Annotated in this window: 19 protein-coding genes and 1 pseudogene; 13 read left to right on the top strand and 7 right to left on the bottom strand. The window is 67.7% G+C overall.

All coding sequences use genetic code 11. The annotated features are described in order from the left end of the window. Positions 1 to 107: 107 nt before the first annotated feature. The 6 genes and pseudogenes from AACX88_RS16050 to AACX88_RS16025 all read left to right on the top strand — a co-directional run bounded on the left by AACX88_RS16050 (position 108) and on the right by AACX88_RS16025 (position 5,846). Complete coding sequence (locus tag AACX88_RS16050) at positions 108 to 1,307, top strand: slipin family protein (RefSeq protein WP_339393886.1); 1,200 nt, start codon at positions 108 to 110, stop codon at positions 1,305 to 1,307. Positions 1,308 to 1,366: 59 nt separating this feature from the next. Beyond that, the gene (locus AACX88_RS16045) at positions 1,367 to 1,987 is read left to right on the top strand and encodes an HdeD family acid-resistance protein (RefSeq protein WP_339393866.1); all 621 of its coding nucleotides are present in this window, start codon (positions 1,367 to 1,369) and stop codon (positions 1,985 to 1,987) included. An 82-nt stretch (positions 1,988 to 2,069) separates the two neighbouring features. Beyond that, positions 2,070 to 2,519, top strand: coding sequence for a VOC family protein (locus tag AACX88_RS16040; protein ID WP_339393865.1), 450 nt, complete (start codon positions 2,070 to 2,072; stop codon positions 2,517 to 2,519). A 504-nt stretch (positions 2,520 to 3,023) separates the two neighbouring features. Then, positions 3,024 to 3,830: pseudogene (gene erm, locus AACX88_RS16035) on the top strand (23S ribosomal RNA methyltransferase Erm); the annotation flags it as partial. Between the two features lie 633 nt (positions 3,831 to 4,463). Further along, the gene (locus tag AACX88_RS16030; protein ID WP_339393863.1) at positions 4,464 to 4,673 is read left to right on the top strand and encodes a hypothetical protein; all 210 of its coding nucleotides are present in this window, start codon (positions 4,464 to 4,466) and stop codon (positions 4,671 to 4,673) included. 51 nt (positions 4,674 to 4,724) lie between these two features. Beyond that, complete coding sequence (locus AACX88_RS16025; protein ID WP_339393862.1) at positions 4,725 to 5,846, top strand: XRE family transcriptional regulator; 1,122 nt, start codon at positions 4,725 to 4,727, stop codon at positions 5,844 to 5,846. 5 nt (positions 5,847 to 5,851) lie between these two features. Here AACX88_RS16025 and AACX88_RS16020 read toward each other — a convergent pair whose 3' ends face one another. Then, the gene (locus AACX88_RS16020; protein ID WP_339393861.1) at positions 5,852 to 7,588 is read right to left on the bottom strand and encodes a thiamine pyrophosphate-dependent enzyme; all 1,737 of its coding nucleotides are present in this window, start codon (positions 7,586 to 7,588) and stop codon (positions 5,852 to 5,854) included. Between the two features lie 178 nt (positions 7,589 to 7,766). Between AACX88_RS16020 and AACX88_RS16015 the strand changes: the two genes are divergently transcribed. Both AACX88_RS16015 and AACX88_RS16010 read left to right on the top strand, forming a co-directional pair. After that, positions 7,767 to 8,483 carry a hypothetical protein gene (locus AACX88_RS16015; RefSeq protein WP_339393860.1) on the top strand — a complete coding sequence of 239 codons (717 nt, stop codon included), beginning with the start codon at positions 7,767 to 7,769 and terminating at the stop codon, positions 8,481 to 8,483. Continuing rightward, entirely contained in the window at positions 8,480 to 8,959 is a 480-nt protein-coding gene (locus AACX88_RS16010) for a helix-turn-helix domain-containing protein (RefSeq protein ID WP_339393859.1), read from the top strand. Before AACX88_RS16015 ends, AACX88_RS16010 begins: the two co-directional genes overlap by 4 nt. Positions 8,960 to 9,046: 87 nt before the next feature. Here the strand turns inward: AACX88_RS16010 and AACX88_RS16005 are convergent, their stop codons facing one another. The 5 genes from AACX88_RS16005 to AACX88_RS15985 form a co-directional block, all read right to left on the bottom strand. Continuing rightward, positions 9,047 to 9,742 carry an iron dependent repressor, metal binding and dimerization domain protein gene (locus tag AACX88_RS16005; protein ID WP_339393858.1) on the bottom strand — a complete coding sequence of 232 codons (696 nt, stop codon included), beginning with the start codon at positions 9,740 to 9,742 and terminating at the stop codon, positions 9,047 to 9,049. Positions 9,743 to 9,781: 39 nt separating this feature from the next. After that, positions 9,782 to 10,846 carry a sucrase ferredoxin gene (locus tag AACX88_RS16000; RefSeq protein WP_339393857.1) on the bottom strand — a complete coding sequence of 355 codons (1,065 nt, stop codon included), beginning with the start codon at positions 10,844 to 10,846 and terminating at the stop codon, positions 9,782 to 9,784. Positions 10,847 to 10,942: 96 nt separating this feature from the next. Next, positions 10,943 to 12,151 (bottom strand): cupin domain-containing protein, encoded by a 1,209-nt coding sequence (locus AACX88_RS15995; protein ID WP_339393856.1) that lies wholly within the window; start codon positions 12,149 to 12,151, stop codon positions 10,943 to 10,945. Continuing rightward, positions 12,148 to 12,468 carry a hypothetical protein gene (locus tag AACX88_RS15990; protein WP_339393855.1) on the bottom strand — a complete coding sequence of 107 codons (321 nt, stop codon included), beginning with the start codon at positions 12,466 to 12,468 and terminating at the stop codon, positions 12,148 to 12,150. The genes AACX88_RS15995 and AACX88_RS15990 overlap by 4 nt, the downstream gene beginning before the upstream one ends. A gap of 160 nt (positions 12,469 to 12,628) precedes the next feature. Then, positions 12,629 to 13,291, bottom strand: coding sequence for a hypothetical protein (locus AACX88_RS15985; RefSeq protein ID WP_339393854.1), 663 nt, complete (start codon positions 13,289 to 13,291; stop codon positions 12,629 to 12,631). A gap of 248 nt (positions 13,292 to 13,539) precedes the next feature. Here AACX88_RS15985 and AACX88_RS15980 point away from each other — a divergent pair, with 248 nt between their 5' ends. Then, positions 13,540 to 15,075, top strand: coding sequence for a lipase maturation factor family protein (locus AACX88_RS15980; RefSeq protein ID WP_339393853.1), 1,536 nt, complete (start codon positions 13,540 to 13,542; stop codon positions 15,073 to 15,075). Positions 15,076 to 15,417: 342 nt separating this feature from the next. Here AACX88_RS15980 and AACX88_RS15975 read toward each other — a convergent pair whose 3' ends face one another. Next, on the bottom strand, positions 15,418 to 16,686 hold the full coding sequence (locus tag AACX88_RS15975; RefSeq protein WP_339393852.1) for an Nramp family divalent metal transporter: 1,269 nt from the start codon (positions 16,684 to 16,686) through the stop codon (positions 15,418 to 15,420). A 174-nt stretch (positions 16,687 to 16,860) separates the two neighbouring features. On the opposite strand from AACX88_RS15975, the gene AACX88_RS15970 reads away from it, so the two are divergent. The 4 genes from AACX88_RS15970 (at position 16,861) to AACX88_RS15955 (ending at position 19,417) form a co-directional block, all read left to right on the top strand. Continuing rightward, positions 16,861 to 17,478 (top strand): TetR/AcrR family transcriptional regulator, encoded by a 618-nt coding sequence (locus AACX88_RS15970; RefSeq protein WP_339393851.1) that lies wholly within the window; start codon positions 16,861 to 16,863, stop codon positions 17,476 to 17,478. Then, the gene (locus AACX88_RS15965; protein ID WP_339393850.1) at positions 17,475 to 17,834 is read left to right on the top strand and encodes a DoxX family protein; all 360 of its coding nucleotides are present in this window, start codon (positions 17,475 to 17,477) and stop codon (positions 17,832 to 17,834) included. The genes AACX88_RS15970 and AACX88_RS15965 overlap by 4 nt, the downstream gene beginning before the upstream one ends. Before the next feature lie 146 nt (positions 17,835 to 17,980). Continuing rightward, positions 17,981 to 18,796 (top strand): class I SAM-dependent methyltransferase, encoded by an 816-nt coding sequence (locus AACX88_RS15960; protein WP_339393849.1) that lies wholly within the window; start codon positions 17,981 to 17,983, stop codon positions 18,794 to 18,796. Between the two features lie 84 nt (positions 18,797 to 18,880). Further along, a complete protein-coding gene (locus tag AACX88_RS15955) occupies positions 18,881 to 19,417 on the top strand; it encodes a hypothetical protein (RefSeq protein ID WP_339393848.1) in 537 nt (178 codons plus the stop codon). Positions 19,418 to 19,494: the final 77 nt, after the last annotated feature.

Raw genomic sequence — 19,494 nt, 5'->3', positions numbered from 1 at the left:
CTTGAGGAAGCTCGGCAATCGGCCGAGCATTGCACGATCTCCGGGTCCTTTTCCCCGCATGAGTGCTAGCGTTGAAGGAGCAGCATTCGTCAGGGGAGGCGATCGTGATGCTGTTCCTCTACATCCTCATCGGGCTCGTCGGCCTCGGCGCCATCACAGCGGCCAACAGCCTCAAAATCGTTCGGCAGTACGAACGCGGAGTGCTCTTCAGACTCGGCCGCGTCACCGCCGAGGCGAAGGAACCCGGTCTCACCGCGATCGTGCCCTTCGTCGACCGGCTCCAGCGGGTGAGCCTGCAGATCATCACGATGCCGATCCCCGCGCAGGACGGCATCACCCGCGACAACGTCACGGTGCGCGTCGACGCCGTCATCTACTTCAAGGTCGTCGATCCCCGGAAGGCGATCGTCGACGTCGAGGACTACAAACTCGCCGTCGGGCAGGTCGCGCAGACCTCGCTGCGGTCGATCATCGGCCAGAGCGAACTCGACGACCTGCTGACGAACCGCGAACGCCTCAACCAGGGTCTGGCCATCATGATCGACAGTCCCGCCGTCGACTGGGGCATCCACATCGACCGCGTCGAGATCAAGGACGTCGCCCTGCCGGAGGCGATGAAGCGTTCGATGTCGCGGCAGGCCGAGGCCGAACGCGAACGCCGCTCGCGCATCATCATCGCCGACGGCGAGCTGCAGGCGTCGAACAAACTCGCCCAGGCCGCCGGCGCCATGGCCGACACCCCCTCGGCGCTCCAGCTGCGACTGCTGCAGACGATCGTCGAGGTCGCTTCGGAACGCAATTCGACGCTCGTCCTGCCGTTCCCCGTCGAACTCCTCCGCTTCCTCGAGGGCAACACCCCGTCGGGGTCGCGGCCGAACGGAGCCGCCGGTGCTCGAAGCGACGTCGAGGGTCGCGGGAACGCTCGTGGCGACGGGGACGGTGCCGGTGACTCCGAGGTCGACATCGCTCGGCTCATGGAGGCGACGGGTTATTCGCTCGATGACCTCGACGAGGTGGTCAAGGCGATCTCCGAATCCGTGCACGCCGACGAGGTTGGGCTTGTCGACGAGGCTGCCTATGTCGCTGACGACGCGCAAGCCGATGGGGCTGCCGCGGCGGCAGTGTCGACGCCCCCGTCACAACGGCAACCCACTCCGCCGAGGCCGATGCCGATGCAGTCGCCCGCGCCAAGTCCGCGGACCCCTTGGCATGCCGTCAGCCCCGCCGAGGCGACAACTCCACCCGTCATCAGCCCCCGGAATCGGCAGCATCCGGCGCGGTCCCGCGAGCACAGACAGCCGAGCTGAGTCGCGCGCGAACACCGGGTGCTCAGCCTCCTTCCATCCCCGCTGACTAGGCTTGGTCCATGGATCTCAAACGCACCGGAACAGTCGTGATCGTCAACGGGGTCATCGCCGTCCTCGTCGGAGTGCTCATGCTGGGGTGGCCCCATGCCTCCGCCGAGGTGGTCGCCCGCATCTTCGCCTGCTGGGTCGCGCTCATCGCCGTCACCTCGATCGTGCTCGCCCCGCGCGGGGGCCGCACCGGCGCCCTCATTCTCCGGTCGATCCTCATGATCGTCTTCGCGGCCATCGTCTTCTTCGCCCCGATGCTCTTCGCCGCCGTCGTCACCGTGCTCGCGGGACTCGCGATCATCGCGCTCAGCGTCTTCGGCATCAGCATCTCGCTCTTCGTCCGCCAGCTCGGCGTCCGGGCGTGGTGGCTGCTGACGATCATCGCCGTCGCCGGAGTCGCGCTCGGCATGGTCTTCCTCTTCTCCCCCGAAACGGGCATCACCGCGCTCGTGTTCACCCTCTCGATCTTCATCGCCCTCGTCGGCATCGCCCTCATCTGGTTGGGCTCCCGACTGCGCAGGATCGCCGCCGATCCGCGCCTCTCCGGTGGGCCGGGCATGCCCGGCGACCCGCGCGTCAACCGTCGCGACGACGGCGGAGGCGAGATCATCAGCGGAGAAGTCATCGAATAGACCACGCACCGTCCGCGGTCAGGCGGCGGCCACCTCGGCGGCCCGACCGGAGCCCGCAACCACCTCGGCGAAGGGAATGCCCATGTCAGGGATCCAGCAGCTCACCCCGTTCCTCATGTTCCAGAGCGGGCGCGCCGAGGAAGCGCTGGGCTTCTACGTCGACCTCTTCGCCGGCGAGGTCGTCCTCATCGACCGCTACGGAGCGGAGACCCCGGGCATGGACGGGCAGATCCGGTTGGCGACCTTCGCGATCGCGGGCATCCAGGTCAACATCATCGACAGCCCGATCCAGCACGGCTTCGACTTCACCCCGTCGATGTCGCTGTTCTTCCGGGCGACGACGCAGACCGAGCTCGAGAGGCTGTGGGCCGGCCTCCTCGGCGAGGGTGGGCAGGCGCTCATGCCGCTGAACGACTACGGGTTCGGGCCCTTCGGCTGGCTCAACGACAGATACGGGGTGTCGTGGCAGCTCAACCTCGCCGAGGCGGGGGCGGAAGGCGAGGACGCACCCGACGCTGAGGCCGGGACGTAGTCCTCGAGGGCGACCGCGAGGCAGGCTGCGACCACCTCGGCGTTGCCGAATCTCGCCTCACCCCTGGTCCGAGCGCGCCAAACTGTGCTAGCTTGGCGGACATGGGAACATTGAATTGCTGCGCGATGACCGCGCCCGACTTCTACATTCGTGACCGCCGCGCCTGACAGCGCGCACGTTCCTCACCTCCTCCTCAGCCGCTGAGCTCTGACTTCGGATTCGACTGATCGCGTCGGCACCATCGCCGCACGCAGACATCACAGGAACGCGCCGATCCGCTGACGGATCGGGCAGTCACTGAACTCGCAGTTGCGCGCTGCCCTCCCGGATAGTCATCAGCATCCGGCGACGCGACGCGCATCGACGACCCGCTGAGCGGGCACTGTTCCAGCCAGGACCGACTCTCTGAGCATCGTCGTCCTCGAGGCAGGGCAAGCCTGCTAACCAGCGTCTTCGCGCAACGTCGCCTCGGGTGCACTCCATCCCATTCCTGGAGCGCCACGCATGCGACCCCAACGACCCCGCTCTCACCGGCAGAGCTCCCGCCATCAGATTTCCGACCGTCCGCATTCGCAGGCCGGGGGCCGGCACGAACTCGGCCAGAACTTCCTGCGCTCACGCACCACCATCGCCACGATCGTCGGCCTCACCCGCGCCACCACGGGTTCGATCCTCGAGATCGGACCGGGAACCGGCGCGGTGACCGCCGAGCTCTACCGGCTCGGCCGACCGCTCACGCCCGTGGAGATCGACGAAACGAGGATCGCCCATCTTGAACACCGATTCCCCCAGGCACGAGTCGAGCACGCCGATGCTCTGAGGACCCGCTTCGACGCCGAGGTCATCGTCGGCAACCTGCCCTTCCACCTCACCACGCCCATCCTGCGGCAGCTCCTGCGCGCCTCGACCTGGCGTTCGGCCGTGCTGGTCACCCAGTGGGAGGTAGCGCGCAAACGCGCAGGTGTGGGCGGGTCGACGATGATGACCGCGCAGTGGAGTCCGTGGTTCGACTTCCGCCTAGTCGACCGCGTCCCCGCCCGCGCCTTCTCCCCGAAGCCGAGCGTCGACGGCGGCATCCTCACCATCGACCGTCACCGGACCGGACTGATCCCGCACCGGGATCGGTCCTCCTACCAGCAGTTCGTCCGCGCGGCCTTCACCGGTCGCGGACGCGGAATGAAAGGAATCCTCACCGCCATGAAGATCGCCAACCGGCACCGCCTGCACTCGACCTTGGACCGCAACCACATCAGAGGAGACGCATTGCCACGCGAACTCAGCCCGCAGCAGTGGGCCGGACTCTACACCGCCCTCGCCCATGAGACGACCAGGAATCCCACCCCGAATCGGGCCCCGAACCCGACCCCCACAACCCCCAACACGCCGAGAACGGCACGAGGAAAGGAAGAGACAATGCGCACCGACAAAGGGTCGAAGAAGACCGGGACCACCGCGAAGGGGTCCGGCACGTCATCGGGCCGGTCCCTCGCCGAGGCAGTCGCCGACTCCCAGCCCACCGATGCGAAGCCCGTCATCACCGGCGAGCTGCCCATCGTCGGCGCTGAGAAGCCGACCGCCAGGCTCGAAGCCCCGATCCCGGGAGTCGACGCCGCGGTCAAGAGCCACGACAAGGCTCACCTGCAGGCCGAGCGGGGATACATGCCCCAACACGGGAAGAAGAGTCAGCCGCAGCCGCGGTGGAATCTGCCCCGCCGGCAGGGCTGAGACGGTTCGACAGCGAAGAGGTGGGTCGGCTCGCATGGGCCGGCCCACCTCGGCGAACCGGCATGCCATCGGCTGCCGGGTTGGTCTTCGGTGCCCTCAGGCTCATCGACGGCGGGCGTGCGTTTCGACCGAAGCTGCAGTTCCCGACTCCTTCAGCGGGCCGTTGTCCGCGAGTAGGCTGAAGTCGACGATCATTACACTGACCATCGCGAGGACGCCATGGAATCAATCATCGGATCGCATATTCGTCGCTACATCAACGGCTGGTGCCCGAACTGCAACGAAAGCAGCAGTCTGGCGCCGGGTCGGCTCAACGAGGACAAGACCGTAGAGTTGCGCACATGCGTCGACTGCGGCGCAGAAGTCGAAGATCACGACCCGCGGTTCTGGTCGAGCGATGCCGATGCCGACGAAGATGGAATCGTCTGAGACGGAGGAGCCTCCACCGGGACGATGGAATCGACAGGGGGTGAGCCCGATATGTTGGACCCGACCCGGATCCGTCTTGCCCGCGAGCTCAGCGGTCTGAGCAAAGTCGCGCTCGCAAAGCAGATCGGCGTCACCGCGCGGAGAATCCACACTTTCGAGACCGAAGGAGCTCCGAGTTCGCGCGCGGAATCCCTCAGCGCCGTTCTCGGAGTCCTGCCGAACTTCTTCTCTCTTGCAGAGACACACCTGCTCTCCCCTGACGTCGGCTTCTTTCGCGCGCTCCGTCGCGCGACCTCGGCACAGCGCGCCTCAGCGCGTGCGGCGGCGTCCATCGGCACATTGGTCTACGACTTCATCACGGAGCGCTTCGTCCTGCCACAGCAGGTTCTGCCCGACGCCGATGGCGATGCCCCAGCCTCGGCGGCAGCACTGCTCCGCGCGATGTGGGGCAGGGGACCGGAACCGCTGCCCAACCTCATTCAGCTCGCAGAGGCACATGGGGTCCGGGTCCTTTCGCTGCCACCGAGTGCCCGTGCCGTCGATGCTTTCAGCTTCATCCTCAACGGCCAGGCCTTCGCCTTCCTCTCGACCGAGAAGACAGCGGAACTCACACGTTTCGATCTTGCCCACGAACTGGGTCACCTGATCATGCACACCCGTCACCCGGTTGAACCTGACCAGACAACCGAGGAGTCGGCGACTGCACCATTCGGCCGAGACCTCGAAGCAGAAGCGAACCGATTCGCTGCAGAACTGCTCATGCCTGCCGCTGAGATCCGCGCCGCGGCAGGCCCTGCTCCGGCGGTATCGGACGTGCTCACGCTCAAGACCCGCTATCGAGTGTCCGCCATAGCCATGGCACGGCGCTTCCACGACCTCGAACTCTCCAGCGAGTGGGCTTACCGACAGAATCTCGTCGAATTGGGCAAACTCGGGTATCGCACTGACGAGCCTGGAGGAATGAGCCGCGAACGCTCTCGTGTCTTCACACACGTCTTCACGCACCTGCGGAACAAGGGAGTCTCCTCAAAGGAGGTCGCAGACGAACTCGGCGTGCCCGTCGAGCTCCTCCATCAGCTGACCTTCTCCCAACTCCCGATCGCTGTTGCCGGGGACGCTGTTCGATCAGCGGGGCCACGCCCCACCCTCAAGCTCATCGACGGTCGGGCGTGATCGCCTCAGAGGAGTCGGATGTTGTCCTTCGCCTCGTCCCACAGCTCGGGGATCTCACCGTGGAGGGCCCGCTTGAGGACGCTGAGGGTGAACTTGCCGACGAGTTCACCGTCGACCGTCGACGGCAGCGCGAGGGCGCGCTTGTTGACGACGACATCGACGACGACGGGGCCGTCCTTGTACTCGAGCGCCTCGGTGAGCTGCTCCCGCAAGCGCGCAGGATCCTCGCAGCGGATGCCCTTGACCCCGAATCCTTCGGCGATCGCCGCATAGTTCGCTGCCGGGAACTCGGTGCCCCACGGACGGAACCCTGCCTCCTGCTGTTCGATGTTGACGAAATCGAGCTCCTCGTTGTTGAGCACGACGTGGACGATGTTCGACTTGTACTGTCGTTCGGTGAGGAGATCGCCGAGGCCGAGCATCGAGAAGCCTCCGTCGCCGCACAGAGCCACGACCTGCCGACCGGGCATCGCCTTCGTCGCACCGAAGGCGTACGGCGAGGCATCGGCCATCGACGCCCACGAGTACGAACCGAACTGGAAGCGGTCACCGCCGAACGTCATCTGGTGGGCCACCCAGATCACCGCGGTGCCCGTGTCGACGGAGACGATCGCATCGTCGTCGAGGAGTTCGTCGAGCAGGGAGGCGAGGTACTCGGGTCGGATCGGTGAGCGCTTCTCACCGCCGTCGACGTAGTGGCGCAGCCGCTTCCTCCAGCCTTCGGTCACCCGCTGGGCGGTGCGGAGGAACTGGTCGTCGGACTTCTCCCGGACGAGCGGGAGGAGCATCTGCAGGAACGTTCCGACGTCGGCCGGCACACCGACCTCCAATGCAACGCGGCGCCCCAGGTGGGAGGGAGTGCCGTCGACCTGGACGATCTTCGCATGCCCCCGGTCGAGGAACCCGGGGAACGGGAAGTCGGCGCCGAGCATGAGCATGACATCGGCCTGCTTGATGCAGTCATGGGCGGCACCGTAGCCGAGCAGCCCGGTCATGCCCACCGCGTTCGGGTTGTCCGCCTCGAGCCAGTTCTTTCCCTTGAGTGTGTAGCCCACAGGTGCGTTGATCTTCTCGGAGAGCTGCTTGACGAGGTCGGCGGAATCAGCGGTGCCGTTGCCGCCGAAGAGGAAGATCCGCCCGTTGGAGTTGATGAGATCGGCGACCGCCTGGACGTCCTCCTCCCGGGGAGTCATCGTGAAGCCGCGCGCCGCCGTGTAGGTGGGCTTGCTGTCGAGTGGGGAGTCGGCACTGGCCACATCGCCGGGAAGGGCGATGACGGTGGGGCCGTGCTCCTCGGTGGCGATGGTGATCGCCTGCTGGAAGACCGCCCGCGACTGCTCGGGGTTGACGACGCGTCCGGTGTAGAGCGAAGCGGTGCGGAAGAGGTCGTAGGGGCTGACCTCCTCGATCGCGTTGGTGTCGATGATGTCCGTCTCGACATCCCCGGCGATCGCGATGACCGGCGCCTGCTCGTGGTAGGCGTCGAGCAGTCCGTTGAGCAGGTGGGTGACACCGGGGCCGGCAGTTCCGCAGACGACGACGGGTCCGTCGCTGAGCTGGGCATCCGCCGAGGCGGCGAAGGTCCCCCACTCCTCGTGGCGGACGTGGATGAACTCGATCTCCGGGTGCCTCGACAGGGAGTCGATCGTCGGGTTGAGTGCGTCGCCGACGATGCCGTAGCAGCGTTTCACACCGGCCTCGATGAGCATGTCCCAAAGGTCGTCAGCGACTTTCCGTGCCATGGTCTTCTCCCTGTCTTCGTGCGGGCGGCCGATGCTCTCACCGGCCGATACCTGTGAGCCTACTCCCGCTGTGGGGCGGGGAGTGGGGAGGATCCTGCGAATTCGTCGAACCGGACTGCGGGCGCGGACGACACCGAAAGCCCCGTTCTTCTGTTGCCATATTTGGTAACATCTTGTCATGAATGAGTCAGAGCGACAGCCGCAGGAGGCGGGGACGGAGTTCGCAGAGCTGCTCGAGTCGGCTGCGAAACTCCAGGAGGCAGTTCCCGGTGCCGTGGTCGTCGGCGGCACTGCGGCTGCGTTCCATTCGCGGCACCGGATCTCCCACGACCACGACCATGTCCTTATGGATCTGCGCTACAGGTACGATACGATCCTCGACGCCGTCGAGAGCCTCGACGGCTGGGCGACTGACCCGAACGTCTCGAAACCCCCGCTGACCATCATGGGTGAGCTCGACGGATTTCAGGCCGGGGTGCGCAATCTCCGCCGAGCTCGTCCGCTCGAAGTCGAGGAGCATCGGCTGCCGTCCGGGCGCACTCTCCGCGTACCCACCGCAGAGGAGATCCTGCGAGTGAAGGCGTTCCTGGCCTCACAGCGGAAGTCGGTGCGCGACTTCCTCGATGTCGCCGCGGTGAGCGATCACCTCGGCATCGATCTCGCGGCGGAGACGTTGGCCGGCCTCGATTCCTACTACGACCCGCGGTCCGATCGGGCTCCGGTGAGAACCGCAGTCGAGCGTGCACTCGCCGATCCGCGCCCGAAGGACACACGGACTCTCGATCGGCTTGCTGACTACAAGGGCCTGCGACCCGAGTGGACGGAGTGGTCCGCGGTCGTGGAACAGTGCAGAAGGGTGGCTGTGGCGATGACGCGGAAAGGGGATCGACGATGAGTTTCAACGAGCTGATGTTCCGCAATGTCGAAGGGTCGTCGGCGGATCCGGTGCGCAGCTGGCACCCGGAGGTCATCGCATCGATCCTCGCCTATGGAGGCGCCGACGACTACGCTCCGGTGATGAACGAGATCTTCGCCGACCCATGGGGGCCCGTCGCCCGAACCGTGGAGGACATCGTGCGCCACCTCGACCTTGACGATGAGGACGAATCCGTCGACAGCGGCACGGCCGCATTGTTCGCTGCCGGACTGCGATACGCCAGGGAGGATGCCGAAGCCGAAGAGCAGTCGGCCGTCGCCGACGAGCTCGCACAGCTCGTCAGACGTTCGGGCCTGAGGCAGACCGAATTCGCTGCGCGACTCGGCACCTCGGCCGGGCGTCTGTCGAACTATCTCCGGGCGAAGATCTCTCCCCGCGCCTCACTCATGGTCCGTGCCCGGCGCATCGCAGCCGACGCCGAATCCTCGACCTGAACGCGCCGGGACGGAAGCCCGGCCTCGGGAGGCCCGGTCTCAGATAGGAATGACCGTTCTTCACCTTTGATGAGGAGCGCAACCCGTTCAGGACAGGTAGACCGCCGAGGCGGCCGCGGGCTCGACCTCGATCGTCGCCCCGCCGTCGACGCTGAGTTCGATGGGGCGGGAGTCTCCGGCCCCGCCCCGCCCGGACATGCCCCCGCCCGTCCCGGACACGACCTCGACGGTCGCACCGGGGCGGAGTCCCACCTCGGCGAGAACCGCGAGGACCTCAGGATCGGCGTCGGAGACACGGAGCACGGTATGCGTCCCGGGCCCCGCCTCGGCGAGGAGAAGAGACGAGTCATGCGACTCGACGTCGCCATCGGGACCCGGGATCGGATCCCCGTGCGGGTCCGCGCCCGGGTGCCCGAGGAACGCGTCGATGCGGTCGATGAGGAGGTCGGAGGCGGCGTGCTCGAGCGACTCGGCCTCGTCGTGGACCTCATCCCAGCTGTAGCCGAGCGACTCGACGAGGAAGGTTTCGATGAGCCGGTGCCGGCGCACCATCGACAGCGCGATCGTCTCCCCGGCGGCCGTGAGCTCGGGCGGCCGGTAGGGCACGCGGTTGATGAGGCCGAGCTCGTCGAGGCGCTTGAGCACCTCTGTGACGTTGGCTTTCGTCGTGCCGAAGCGCTGCGCGAGCTCGGTCGCCGTCATCGGATCCCCACCCCATTCGCGCGCCGACCAGATCGCCTTGAGGTAGTCCTGGCTGACCTCGGACACTTCGCCTGCACGCATGGGATCAGGGTATCCGATGGTCCCCCGCCGAGGTGGGGCTCAGTCGCCGGGGACCTCGCGAACCGCGGTGACGGTGAAGACGTTCGCGACCGCGCGTTCGACTCCGCGGCAGGTGAGGAAGTTCGGTGCTCCGCGGCTCACGCCGATCGCGACGTCGTAGGACCCCAGATCCTCTCGCAGCCCTACGACGCGCACGGTCCACCGGCCGGCGTCCGGGGTGACTCCCCCGATCGTGTAGTCGAAGCGCCCGGCAGGGCCACGAGCGGTGAGCACTGCGGCGACCGCGACCTGTTCGAGCGAATTGAGGTCGGTGTATCCGCGCAGGTGGAAGCCGTCGATCTCATCGGCGAGGTGACCAGTGATGACTTCGACCGCGGTGTCCTCGTCGAGGTTGCCGTAGTAGACCCCGTCGGGGACGACGAGGATGTTCGCGGCGAACCGATCACCGCCGACGTGCGTGCACTCCCACACCAGGTCAGGCCACTGCTCGGCGAGGACCGCGGCCACCGGTCGCCCGCGCACGGCGCAGCAGACATCATGCCGGCCGTGCGCGCACACGAGGATCACGGGCGGCAGCAGACCGGCGTCGTAGGTTTCGTCGAGGTCGACACCGGGGAGGTCGGTGTCCGGGAGGTCGACAGCCTCGGCGAGAGATGACTCCGCAGACCGCTGCCGACTTACCTCGAGGGCGCTGCAGATCGCGAGGAGATCCGCGTCCTCATTCCACGATCCCCACATCTGGCGGAGGCGGCCAGTGCTCTCGAGGTGCATGACTCCCCAGACTCCGGGGCCGTTGCGAGTGCGCCGACCGGGCCTGCGGATGAGGAGGATCCGGGCGCGCAGAGCCTGGGCCGCGTAGAAGACCTCGGAGCGGACTCGCCAGTCGATGTCGAGACCTTCGAAGCCGTTGAGCGGCCAGCCGCCGCGGTGTTCGATGAGCACCCAGTCGGTGCCCATCGGCGCGGTGCCGACGATGCCGTCGCCGCGCTCCCGTGCGGCAGTCGAGCAGCGGAAACCCTGCGCGCCGGGCGTCGTGACAGTGCCGGCTGTCGTGTCACGGCCGTCCGTCGTGTTACGGATGGTCGTCGGCTCACGGCCGCTCATGGTCTCACGGCCAGTCACGGTCTCAGTACCGGTCACAGTTTCAGGGCCGTCGTGCCGGTGTCGAGGGGCAGGTCCCGCGCTCCCGTCCACGCGCGCTCACCCGTGGGCGGGGACGAGAGCTCCGGCGGCGAGCAGTCGCTCGGCCAAGGGACGGCCGATCTCCTCGACCGTGAGCGGAGCACCGTCGAGGAGGCGGCGCACCGTGGCGAGATCGTCATCGGAGAAGTCGAACCAGCCGATCCGGGTGTGCAGTCGCACCCCGTCGACGGTCGGATCGAGACCGGCCCTGAGCTGGACGTTCGTCGACCCGGAGAGGTTCCGCATCGCCTCGTGCTGGGCCAGCGGACCGAGCGGAGCGGGCCTGGCCTGAGTCCGTCGGGTCCGTTCGATGCCCGGGTTCGGGTTCGCCTCGGCGAGGGCCGCGACCATGGCTTCTCTGATGCGTTCGAGAACCTCGTCGTCAGGGAGAGCTTCGCCCAGCGGCAGACTCGACCGCATCGCAGGGTCGTCCTGGAGGCGGGCGAGCGCGACCTGCGCGAGCTGCTCGGCCACGCCGTACCGCGTCCAGTTGTGGATGCCGAGCGTGAGATGGATGGACACCTCGCCCTGAGCGGTGGCGGCATGGAGCCACCCGCGCGGAAGGTAGAGGGCATCGCCGGGTTCGAGGACGGCGTCGATGGCAGGTTCGGTGGCGGCCGCCTCGGCGACGGAGGCCCGACGATCCGTCCACGGCTGGTCACGCAGCGGCGCATCGAAGACGGGTTCATGGATGACCCAGCGCTTCGTGCCCTGGATCTGGAGGACGAAGACGTCGTGGACGTCGTAATGGTCGTCGAAGCCCTGGTTCTGGGGCGGGGTGATGTACGCGTTGGCCTGGACGGGGTTGCCGAGTTCGCTGCTCAGAGCGGCAGCGAAGTCGCCGATGGGCGCCCACGTACGCTGCAGGGCCTGGAGGACGAGGGTCGCGCCGTCGTGGAACTGACGCCACAGGCGGGTGTCGTCGAGCTGGTCGCCGATCGTCGCCCCGACTCCGGCCGGGGAGGTGAAGGAGGACGTCGGCAGGGTCGCACCGTCCTTGGCCACGCGCAGGAACGGGGAGCGCAGGCCGCGGGAGGAGATGAGTTCGTCGACCGCGGCCGCGGAGAAGAGGTCGGAGAAGTCGCTGACGCCGCGGCTGAGCAGGGCTCGCCTGCCCCAGTAGTCGTCGGCGAAGGTGGCACGGGGAATCTCGATGAGGCGGGATTCCAACACCCCGGCGTCAGAGGAGACGCCGGGGTGTCGGAGATCAGGTGCAGAGGTGCTCAAGACCGGTCGGCTCCTCCGTCGGCGCCGCCGTCGTGAACGCCGGGCTGGCCGGAGGCTCCGCCGTCGGCCGGACCCTCGGCGCCACCGTCGGCACCGCCATCGTGGACGCCGGGCTGACCGGAAGCTCCGCCGTCGGCCGGACCCTCAGCGCCACCATCGGCGCCACCATCGTGGACGCCGGGCTGACCAGCGGCACCGCCGTCGGCCGGACCCTCAGCGCCACCATCGGCACCGCCATCGTGGACGCCGGGCTGACCCGCGGCACCGCCGTCGGCCGGACCCTCGGTCTCGTTGGGATCGAAGTTGGATTCTGTCATGATTCCTCCTTGATTTCTTGTGGCATCAGCGGGACCCGCGGGGTGCTCGACGGCGGGTCTGAGTCGTCCTCTTGAAGACGAGCCGCCTTGCTGACAGGCTACGTGCCGAAGACGCCCTTGGGAACAGGCCGCCGAAGGATTTCCGTCGAGTTCACCCGCCTCAGCGGCCGGCGAGCTCCTGCGCCTTCTTCTCGATCTCCGGCAGGCCGGCGGCGCTGAGGTCGATGACTCCGGAGGCGATGATGTGCTCGTGCAGCGGTTCGTGCCGGTGGGCGAGGAACTTCTCGAAGTCCTCGGCGGCGTTCGAGGTGCCCGCGCCGTGGCCGAGGAGGACGAAGTCGCGTCCGGCCGCCGACTTGTCGATCTCGGTGACGAGGTCGTCGAAGAACCGGTCAAGGTCCTTCTTGTCGTCGCGGCCGGTCTTCTTCTCCACGGTGCGCATGTGGTGGCCGCGGGAGTCCGGGTTCTTCTCGTGCTCGTGCTGGTCGACCTCGACGTCGTGGGCGCTGAGGTCGAAGTCGTAGAAGCGGGCGTCCTCCTCGGTCATCGTGACGACGAAGAGGTGCCCCTGACCCTCGGTGCTCTCGTGGGAGGCGAAGAGGTGGCGGGCGCGTTCGATGTCCTCGATGCTCACCAGACCGTCATGCTGCCGGCGGAAGACGACGCGGTGGCCGTTCATGTCCACCGCGAGGCGATCGCCCGACTCCTGCTCGACCTTGTCCGCGTAGTTCTCCCACATCGTGATGAACTGCTTCCACTCGATGTCTCGAGGGGCGGGATGGCCGAGGATGGATTCCTTGGTCTTCTGCGGGTGGTCGCTCATGATGCCTCCTGGCGGTGTGGGGATAGCGGGCCCTCCGGCGGCCGGTCGCGCAGTGCGATCCGACCGTCGTGCCCCGGCGCGGGTTCGCGCCGTTGACCTGAGGATAGCCGCTTCCGCTGTTGCCCACATCACAGAATCGGGTCATAGTCGAAGATGAGGCCGGTGCCGGCCGTTCGCCGAGGTGGTCCGGCCTGACTGCGGGACCGCGCCCGCGACGCCGCGGGTTCGCCGAGGCGGGAGAGGAGACCATGGACGCCGCCACCGTGTTCGCGCTCCTCGACGCCCCCGACTACGGAATCGCCCGCGAGGTCCTCCAACGCGGTTTCGCCCTCCTCTTCCTCATCGCGTTCCTCAACGCCTGGAACCAGTTTCCGGCCCTCCTCGGCGAAAAGGGGCTGCTTCCGGCACCGCGCTTCCTCGCTCTGACCACGGCGAAGCAGGCGCCGAGCCTCTTCCGCTGGGCACGCACCCCGTACTCGGATCGGAACCTGCGCATCGTCTGCGGTCTCGGCATGGCGCTCGCGGCCACCGTCGTCCTCGGGCTCCCGCAAGCGGGTCCTGCGTGGGCGCCGATCCCCGTGTTCCTGCTGATGTGGTGGCTGTACTTCTCGATCTCCGCCATCGGGCAGCGCTTCTACGGCTTCGGCTGGGAGAGCCTGCTGCTCGAGGCCGGCTTCCTCGTCGGCTTCCTCGGTTCGCATGCGGTCGCCCCGCCCCTGCTCATGATCCTCCTGCTGCGGTGGTTCACCGTGCGCGTCGAGTTCGGCGCCGGCATGATCAAGATGCGCGGTGACCGGTCGTGGCGCGACCTCACCGCGATGAACTACCACCACCAGACCCAGCCGATGCCGAACCCGCTCAGCCGACGCGCGCACCTCATGCCGACCTGGTGGCACAAGGGCGAGACGCTCGGCTCCCACATTGTCCAGCTCATCGCCCCGTGGCTGCTCTTCCTCCCACAGCCCATCGCCTCGTTCGCCGCGACGGCGATCATCATCACCCAGCTCGCCCTCGTCATCACCGGCAACTATGCGTGGCTGAATTGGGCGACGATCCTCCTCGCGTGCGCCGGTATCAGCGATTCGTTCTTCCGGTGGATCCTCGGCGGTCCCTTCCCCGGATGGGGCATCGATTCCCTGATCTCTCGGATCGCGGATCCCTCTCCCGCCGAGGCGGCCGCCGGTTCCGGAGGTCCCGCGCAGTCCCCGCTGTGGTGGGTTCTCCTCATCATCGCGTTCGTCGCCTGGCAGTGCGTGCTCAACGTCTCCGCTCTGCGCAACCTCTTCTCGCCGAGGCAGCTGATGAATGCGCACTTCAACCGCTGGGGACTCGGCAACGCCTACGGGGCGTTCGGGTCGATGTCCGAGGTCAGGCACGAGATCGCGATCGAAGGCACGCTCGACCCCTCGGGCACGGACGGCTGGCGGGAGTACGTCTTCAAGGGCAAGCCCGGTGAGGTCCACCGGCGCGGACCTGTCGTCGCGCCCTATCACCTGCGCCTCGACTGGCTCATGTGGTTCGCAGCGCTCGGCGACTACCGGGATGCGTGGTTCCTCGCGCTCATCGAACGCCTCGGCACCGGCGACCCGCTCATCCGCCGGCTGCTCGGCCCCGATCCCTTCGACGGACAGGCCCCGGCCCTCATCCGCGCGAGGATGTTCACCTACCGCTACGCGACGAGCGCGGAACGCCGAGCCGCGAAGCAGGCGGGCGAGACGCCGCCGTGGTGGGTGCGCAGCGATCCACGAGTCATCCTCCGCCCCGTCGACCTGCGCGGACGGTAGCCGCGCCGGCCTCCACCGAGACCGCCACTTCCCACCGAGACCACCAGTTGTGAGCGGCCGTCTCGGCGCTAAGCAGCAGTCTCGACGAGAGGTGGTCGCCGCCGGCCACGCGTACACTACTCCGCGCCGCTGTGCCTCCGCACCTCCATGCCTCACCGCGCTTCCACCGAGACCGCCAGTTCGCACCGAGACCACCACTTGTGAGCAGCGGTCTCGACGCTAAGTGGCGGTCTCGACGAGAGGTGGCGTCGGCGGGAGGGGTCGCGACTGGAGGAGATCAGCAACCGGGCCTCCTCAGCGACCCACTCACTGCACGAACTGCACGCCGCTACTCGATGCCCGCTACTCGATCCCGAGCAGCAGGAGCACGATGAGAATGACGTTGAGGGCGATGATGAGCGCCGAGGCGATCACCGCGGCGACCGTGATCCAGCGGCCGTTGGCGAACTCTCCCATCACCGCCCGGTTCGACGTCAGCCGCACGAGCGGCACCATCGCGAAGGGGATCCCGAGGCTGAGCACGACCTGACTGAGCACGAGCGCCCACGTCGGGTCGGTGCCGAGTGCGAGCACGATGAGCGCGGGGATCATCGTCACCGCCCGCTGCCACACGATCGGGACGTTCACCCGCAGCAGCCCCTGCATGATCGACGCGCCAGCATACGAGCCGACAGCCGATGACGCCAGCCCCGAGGCGAGCAGCCCGATGCCGAAGAGCAGTCCCACCACCTCGCCGAGGTTGGCCGTGACCACCGCATGCGCACCCTCGATCGTGTCGGTGCCGCCCTCCCCGCGCAGCGCCGCCGCGGCGAGCAGGAGCATGGCGATGTTGACGGAGCCGGCAAGGACGAGCGAAGCGACGACGTCCCAGCGACTCGCTCGCAGCAGCCGCGGGATCGCCGTCCGCGGCTGTCCCCCGTGTCGGTCGACCGACAGTGCCGAGTGGAGGTAGATCGCGTGCGGCATGACCGTGGCCCCGAGCATCGAGGCGGCGAGGACGAGCGAGTTCGTCCCCTCGAGCCTGGGCAGCAGCCCACCGGCAGCCTCACCCCAGCTGACGTCGCCGACGACGAGGCCTGCGAGGAAGCCGACGGCGATGATCGCGAGGAATCCGATGATGACGAACTCGAAGGGCCGCTGCCCGCGCGAGGACTGGATGGAGAGGAGGATGAGGGAGACGACGCCGACGATGACCCCGCCGAGGAGGAGCGGCAGATCGAAGAGGATCTTCAGTGCGATGGCCCCGCCGACCACCTCCGCGAGGTCGGTGGCCACCGCGACGATCTCCGCCTGCCCCCAGTACGCCAGCCGCGATTTCCTTCCGAGACGGCGGCCGAGGATGCCCGAAAGCGACTGCCCGGAGACGAGCCCGAGCTTCGAGGACAGGTACTGGACGAGGACGGCGATGAGGTTCGCGGCGACGAGGACCCAGACGAGCAAGTAGCCGTACTGGGCGCCCGCGGTGAGATTGGCGGCGACATTGCCCGGATCGACGTAGGCGACGGCGGCGACGAACGCGGGCCCGAGCAGCAGGACGAGGGAGGCTCGCCTTTTCCTGCCCGCCGAGGCGGCGCCTCCGGCCCGTGGGGTCCGCGGCTCGTTCGATCGCATAGAGTTAAGGTACATTAACTTTGAGATGTGGGCAACGGTGCCTGGCCGCCGTCGGACGCCATTGCCGAGCCGTAGCGAGCCATCATCGAGTCGACGCCCCGCGGCCACCGGAGCGTCGACCACCGTTCGCACCCTCGCCTTGTCGCCGACACCGCCCGAGCGTAGAGTGGAATCATGCCCGGTGAACATGTTCAGTCAAATGCGCGATCGGTTCGGCGGCAGCGGACCGAGGACCGCATCCTCGCCGCCGCCGCGGACCTCTTCCTCGCCCACGGCTACCGGGCCGCGACGGTGCGCGCGATCGCCGAGACCGCCGAGGTCTCGGTCGGCCGCGTCATGGCCGTCGGCGACAAGGACGCCCTGCTCATCGCCTGCTACGACCGCTGGATCGCCCAACTCCAGGACGGCACCTACGACCTTCCGCGCGCCCGCGCGAACCGGGGGACCGCCTCGGCGGTGCAGGACCATCTCCTCGGCATCTTCCTGCCGTTCCTTGAATTCTTCGCCGCGCACGAGGACCTCTCCCGCGACTACGCGGCCGCCCTCATCCGCGTCCACGGCCGACCGCAGGTCTTCGACGGCCTCGCCCGGGACCTTCAGACCGCTCTGAGTGAGAACCTCACGTCGATCGGGATCAGCGAGGACAACGCGCGGGCCTCGGCCGCCGCGCTCTACGACTCGTACATGGGGGTGCTCTTCCGCTGGGCAGCCAGCGACATGAGCGTCGACGACGCGGTGGCCGCGCTCTCGCACATCATCGCCTTCCACACCCGGTTCCGGAGGGCGCCGTGACCCTCATCCCCGACCCCTGGTGGCCGGTGGCGGTCCTCGCCGTCGTCGTCCTCGGCGACGGTGTGATGACCTTCCGTCCGCCGCGGGCGATCGCCGCATGCCTCGACGGCGTGGGTCTGCCCAGGGACTGGTGGTGGGTGCTCGCGGTCGTGAAGTTCCTCGCGGTCGCAGGCCTTCTCGCCGGGTTCTGGATCCCAGGGGTCGGGCTGGCCGCGGTGACCGGTCTCGTCGTCTACTTCCTCGCAGCGGCCTGGGCGCACATCCGGGCACGGTACGTCGGTCGGGACTTCTGGCTCAACTGCCTCGGGATGCTCACCGGGGTCGTACTCGTGCTCGTCTTCTGCTTCCTCGTGTGAGGACGGGCCGGCCGGGTTCGGGCAGCCGCAGTTGAAGGGATTCGCCGCAGACACCGCCGAATCGTGCTTGAACGGTGCTTCGCAACCTCCCCCGACTCGGCTAGGCTCGAATCACCGGCCGCAGTGCCTGACGAAGGAGCGTCGAGATGCCCGAATTCGCCGACAGCAGCCGCGCTCGCGCCGAATCCACGGCCGAACGCCATTCCCGCTGGACCTGGATCCACGAGACCGCGGCGATGACCGGATGGAACTTCACCGCCCTCGAAGGACGCCTCATCGCCGACGATCCGCCTTGGGACTTCGACACCATGTGCCTCGACGCCATCGAAGACGCCGACGACGTCCTCGACATGGGCACCGGCGGCGGCGAACGGCTCATCTCGATCGTCAAGCGCTTCCGCGGACGCAACTCCGCGACCGCCTCGGACGTCATCATCCGCGCCACCGAGGGGTGGGCACCCAATGTTCCCGTGGCCACCTCGGCGCTGGAGCACTACGGGATCGAGGTCACCGCCTACGACAGCGAGGACGGGGAGCCGATGCCGTGGCCGGACGGGCAGTTCGACGTCGTCATGAACCGGCACGAGAGCTATGACATCGCCGAGGTCGCCCGCATCCTCGCCCCGGGCGGCCTGTTCCTCACGCAGCAGGTCGACGGCACCGAGGCCGAGGAGTTCCGCCGATGGTTCGGCGGAGTGCCGCAGCATCCGGAAGTCCAGCTCGAGCAGTGCGTCGACGAGGTCGAAGCCGAGGGGCTGCGGATCGAGGCGGCGCGGCGGTGGATGGGCATGATGCGCTTCACCGACGTCGAGGCGGTCATCGAGTACCTCGCCTACGTCCCGTGGGACTCCCCCGGGTTCGCCGTCGGCGATCACATCGGCGCACTCGAGCGGCTCGCCGCCGAACGCCGGCCGATCGAGGTCACGCAGAAGCGGTTCCTCATCGCCGCCGTCAAGGAGTGAGGAATCAAGGAGTGAGGATTTCCCGACCCCGGGAACCGGGTAGCCGTATGTGATCGGCGTCTCGGCGTGCGTAGCGTCGAAGACATGACTTCGACGAACTTCGCATACCCGCAGCCAACCGACGACGAACTGGCCGCTCAGATGTCGGCCGATGATCACTTCCCCAACCATCCGAACCGCTCCGGCCCGAGCGGATCCGTCCCCGATTCTGCGGCGGCGGCTTCGTGGGCCGGCACAGGGGCGCCCGACGCCGGCGCCGCCTCCTCCGGACCTGGCGCACTGTCGCCGAGGTTGGGCAAGGCGGCGCTCATCCTCTCGATCATCGCCGCAGGGCTCTCGCTCATCGCCTCGGCGATCCTCGGCTCGACCGTCGGCCCGATGGAGGCCGCGAGCGGCTACTACTTCTCCGATCTGCCCTCGTGGTACACCGGCATCGCAGTCGGCCTCTTCTCGGTGCAGGGTCTGTGCGCGGTCCTCGGGCTCACCGGTCTCGTCATGGGCATCGTGGCCACGGCGACCCGCCGGGGTCGCACTCAGGGCATTCTCGCCATCGCGATCGCCGCGTTCGCCCCGGTCATCTCATTCGCCCTCTTCGTCATCCTCAGCTTCGCCCTCGCCTGAGCGTCACCGCGCGGCACTCTGGTCATCGAGACCGCCACTTAGCGCCGAGACCGCTGGTTGCAGCCTGCGGTCTCGGC

This window comes from Brevibacterium metallidurans, assembly GCF_037101285.1.
Taxonomy (GTDB): Bacteria; Actinomycetota; Actinomycetes; order Actinomycetales; family Brevibacteriaceae; genus Brevibacterium; species Brevibacterium metallidurans.
The sequence above is the reverse complement of the archived record's forward strand: the minus strand, read 5'-3'. Positions and strand labels throughout refer to the sequence as shown.

Bases quoted from the DNA above. Each gene is read 5' to 3' on its own strand.
- AACX88_RS16050 (WP_339393886.1), top strand. From the start codon at position 108: ATGCTGTTCCTCTACATCCTCATCGGGCTCGTCGGCCTCGGCGCCATC.
- AACX88_RS16045 (WP_339393866.1), top strand. From the start codon at position 1,367: ATGGATCTCAAACGCACCGGAACAGTCGTGATCGTCAACGGGGTCATC.
- AACX88_RS16040 (WP_339393865.1), top strand. From the start codon at position 2,070: ATGTCAGGGATCCAGCAGCTCACCCCGTTCCTCATGTTCCAGAGCGGG.
- AACX88_RS16030 (WP_339393863.1), top strand. From the start codon at position 4,464: ATGGAATCAATCATCGGATCGCATATTCGTCGCTACATCAACGGCTGG.
- AACX88_RS16025 (WP_339393862.1), top strand. From the start codon at position 4,725: ATGTTGGACCCGACCCGGATCCGTCTTGCCCGCGAGCTCAGCGGTCTG.
- AACX88_RS16020 (WP_339393861.1), bottom strand. From the start codon at position 7,588: ATGGCACGGAAAGTCGCTGACGACCTTTGGGACATGCTCATCGAGGCC.
- AACX88_RS16015 (WP_339393860.1), top strand. From the start codon at position 7,767: ATGAATGAGTCAGAGCGACAGCCGCAGGAGGCGGGGACGGAGTTCGCA.
- AACX88_RS16010 (WP_339393859.1), top strand. From the start codon at position 8,480: ATGAGTTTCAACGAGCTGATGTTCCGCAATGTCGAAGGGTCGTCGGCG.
- AACX88_RS16005 (WP_339393858.1), bottom strand. From the start codon at position 9,742: ATGCGTGCAGGCGAAGTGTCCGAGGTCAGCCAGGACTACCTCAAGGCG.
- AACX88_RS16000 (WP_339393857.1), bottom strand. From the start codon at position 10,846: ATGAGCGGCCGTGAGCCGACGACCATCCGTAACACGACGGACGGCCGT.
- AACX88_RS15990 (WP_339393855.1), bottom strand. From the start codon at position 12,468: ATGACAGAATCCAACTTCGATCCCAACGAGACCGAGGGTCCGGCCGAC.
- AACX88_RS15985 (WP_339393854.1), bottom strand. From the start codon at position 13,291: ATGAGCGACCACCCGCAGAAGACCAAGGAATCCATCCTCGGCCATCCC.
- AACX88_RS15980 (WP_339393853.1), top strand. From the start codon at position 13,540: ATGGACGCCGCCACCGTGTTCGCGCTCCTCGACGCCCCCGACTACGGA.
- AACX88_RS15975 (WP_339393852.1), bottom strand. From the start codon at position 16,686: ATGCGATCGAACGAGCCGCGGACCCCACGGGCCGGAGGCGCCGCCTCG.
- AACX88_RS15970 (WP_339393851.1), top strand. From the start codon at position 16,861: ATGCCCGGTGAACATGTTCAGTCAAATGCGCGATCGGTTCGGCGGCAG.
- AACX88_RS15960 (WP_339393849.1), top strand. From the start codon at position 17,981: ATGCCCGAATTCGCCGACAGCAGCCGCGCTCGCGCCGAATCCACGGCC.
- AACX88_RS15955 (WP_339393848.1), top strand. From the start codon at position 18,881: ATGACTTCGACGAACTTCGCATACCCGCAGCCAACCGACGACGAACTG.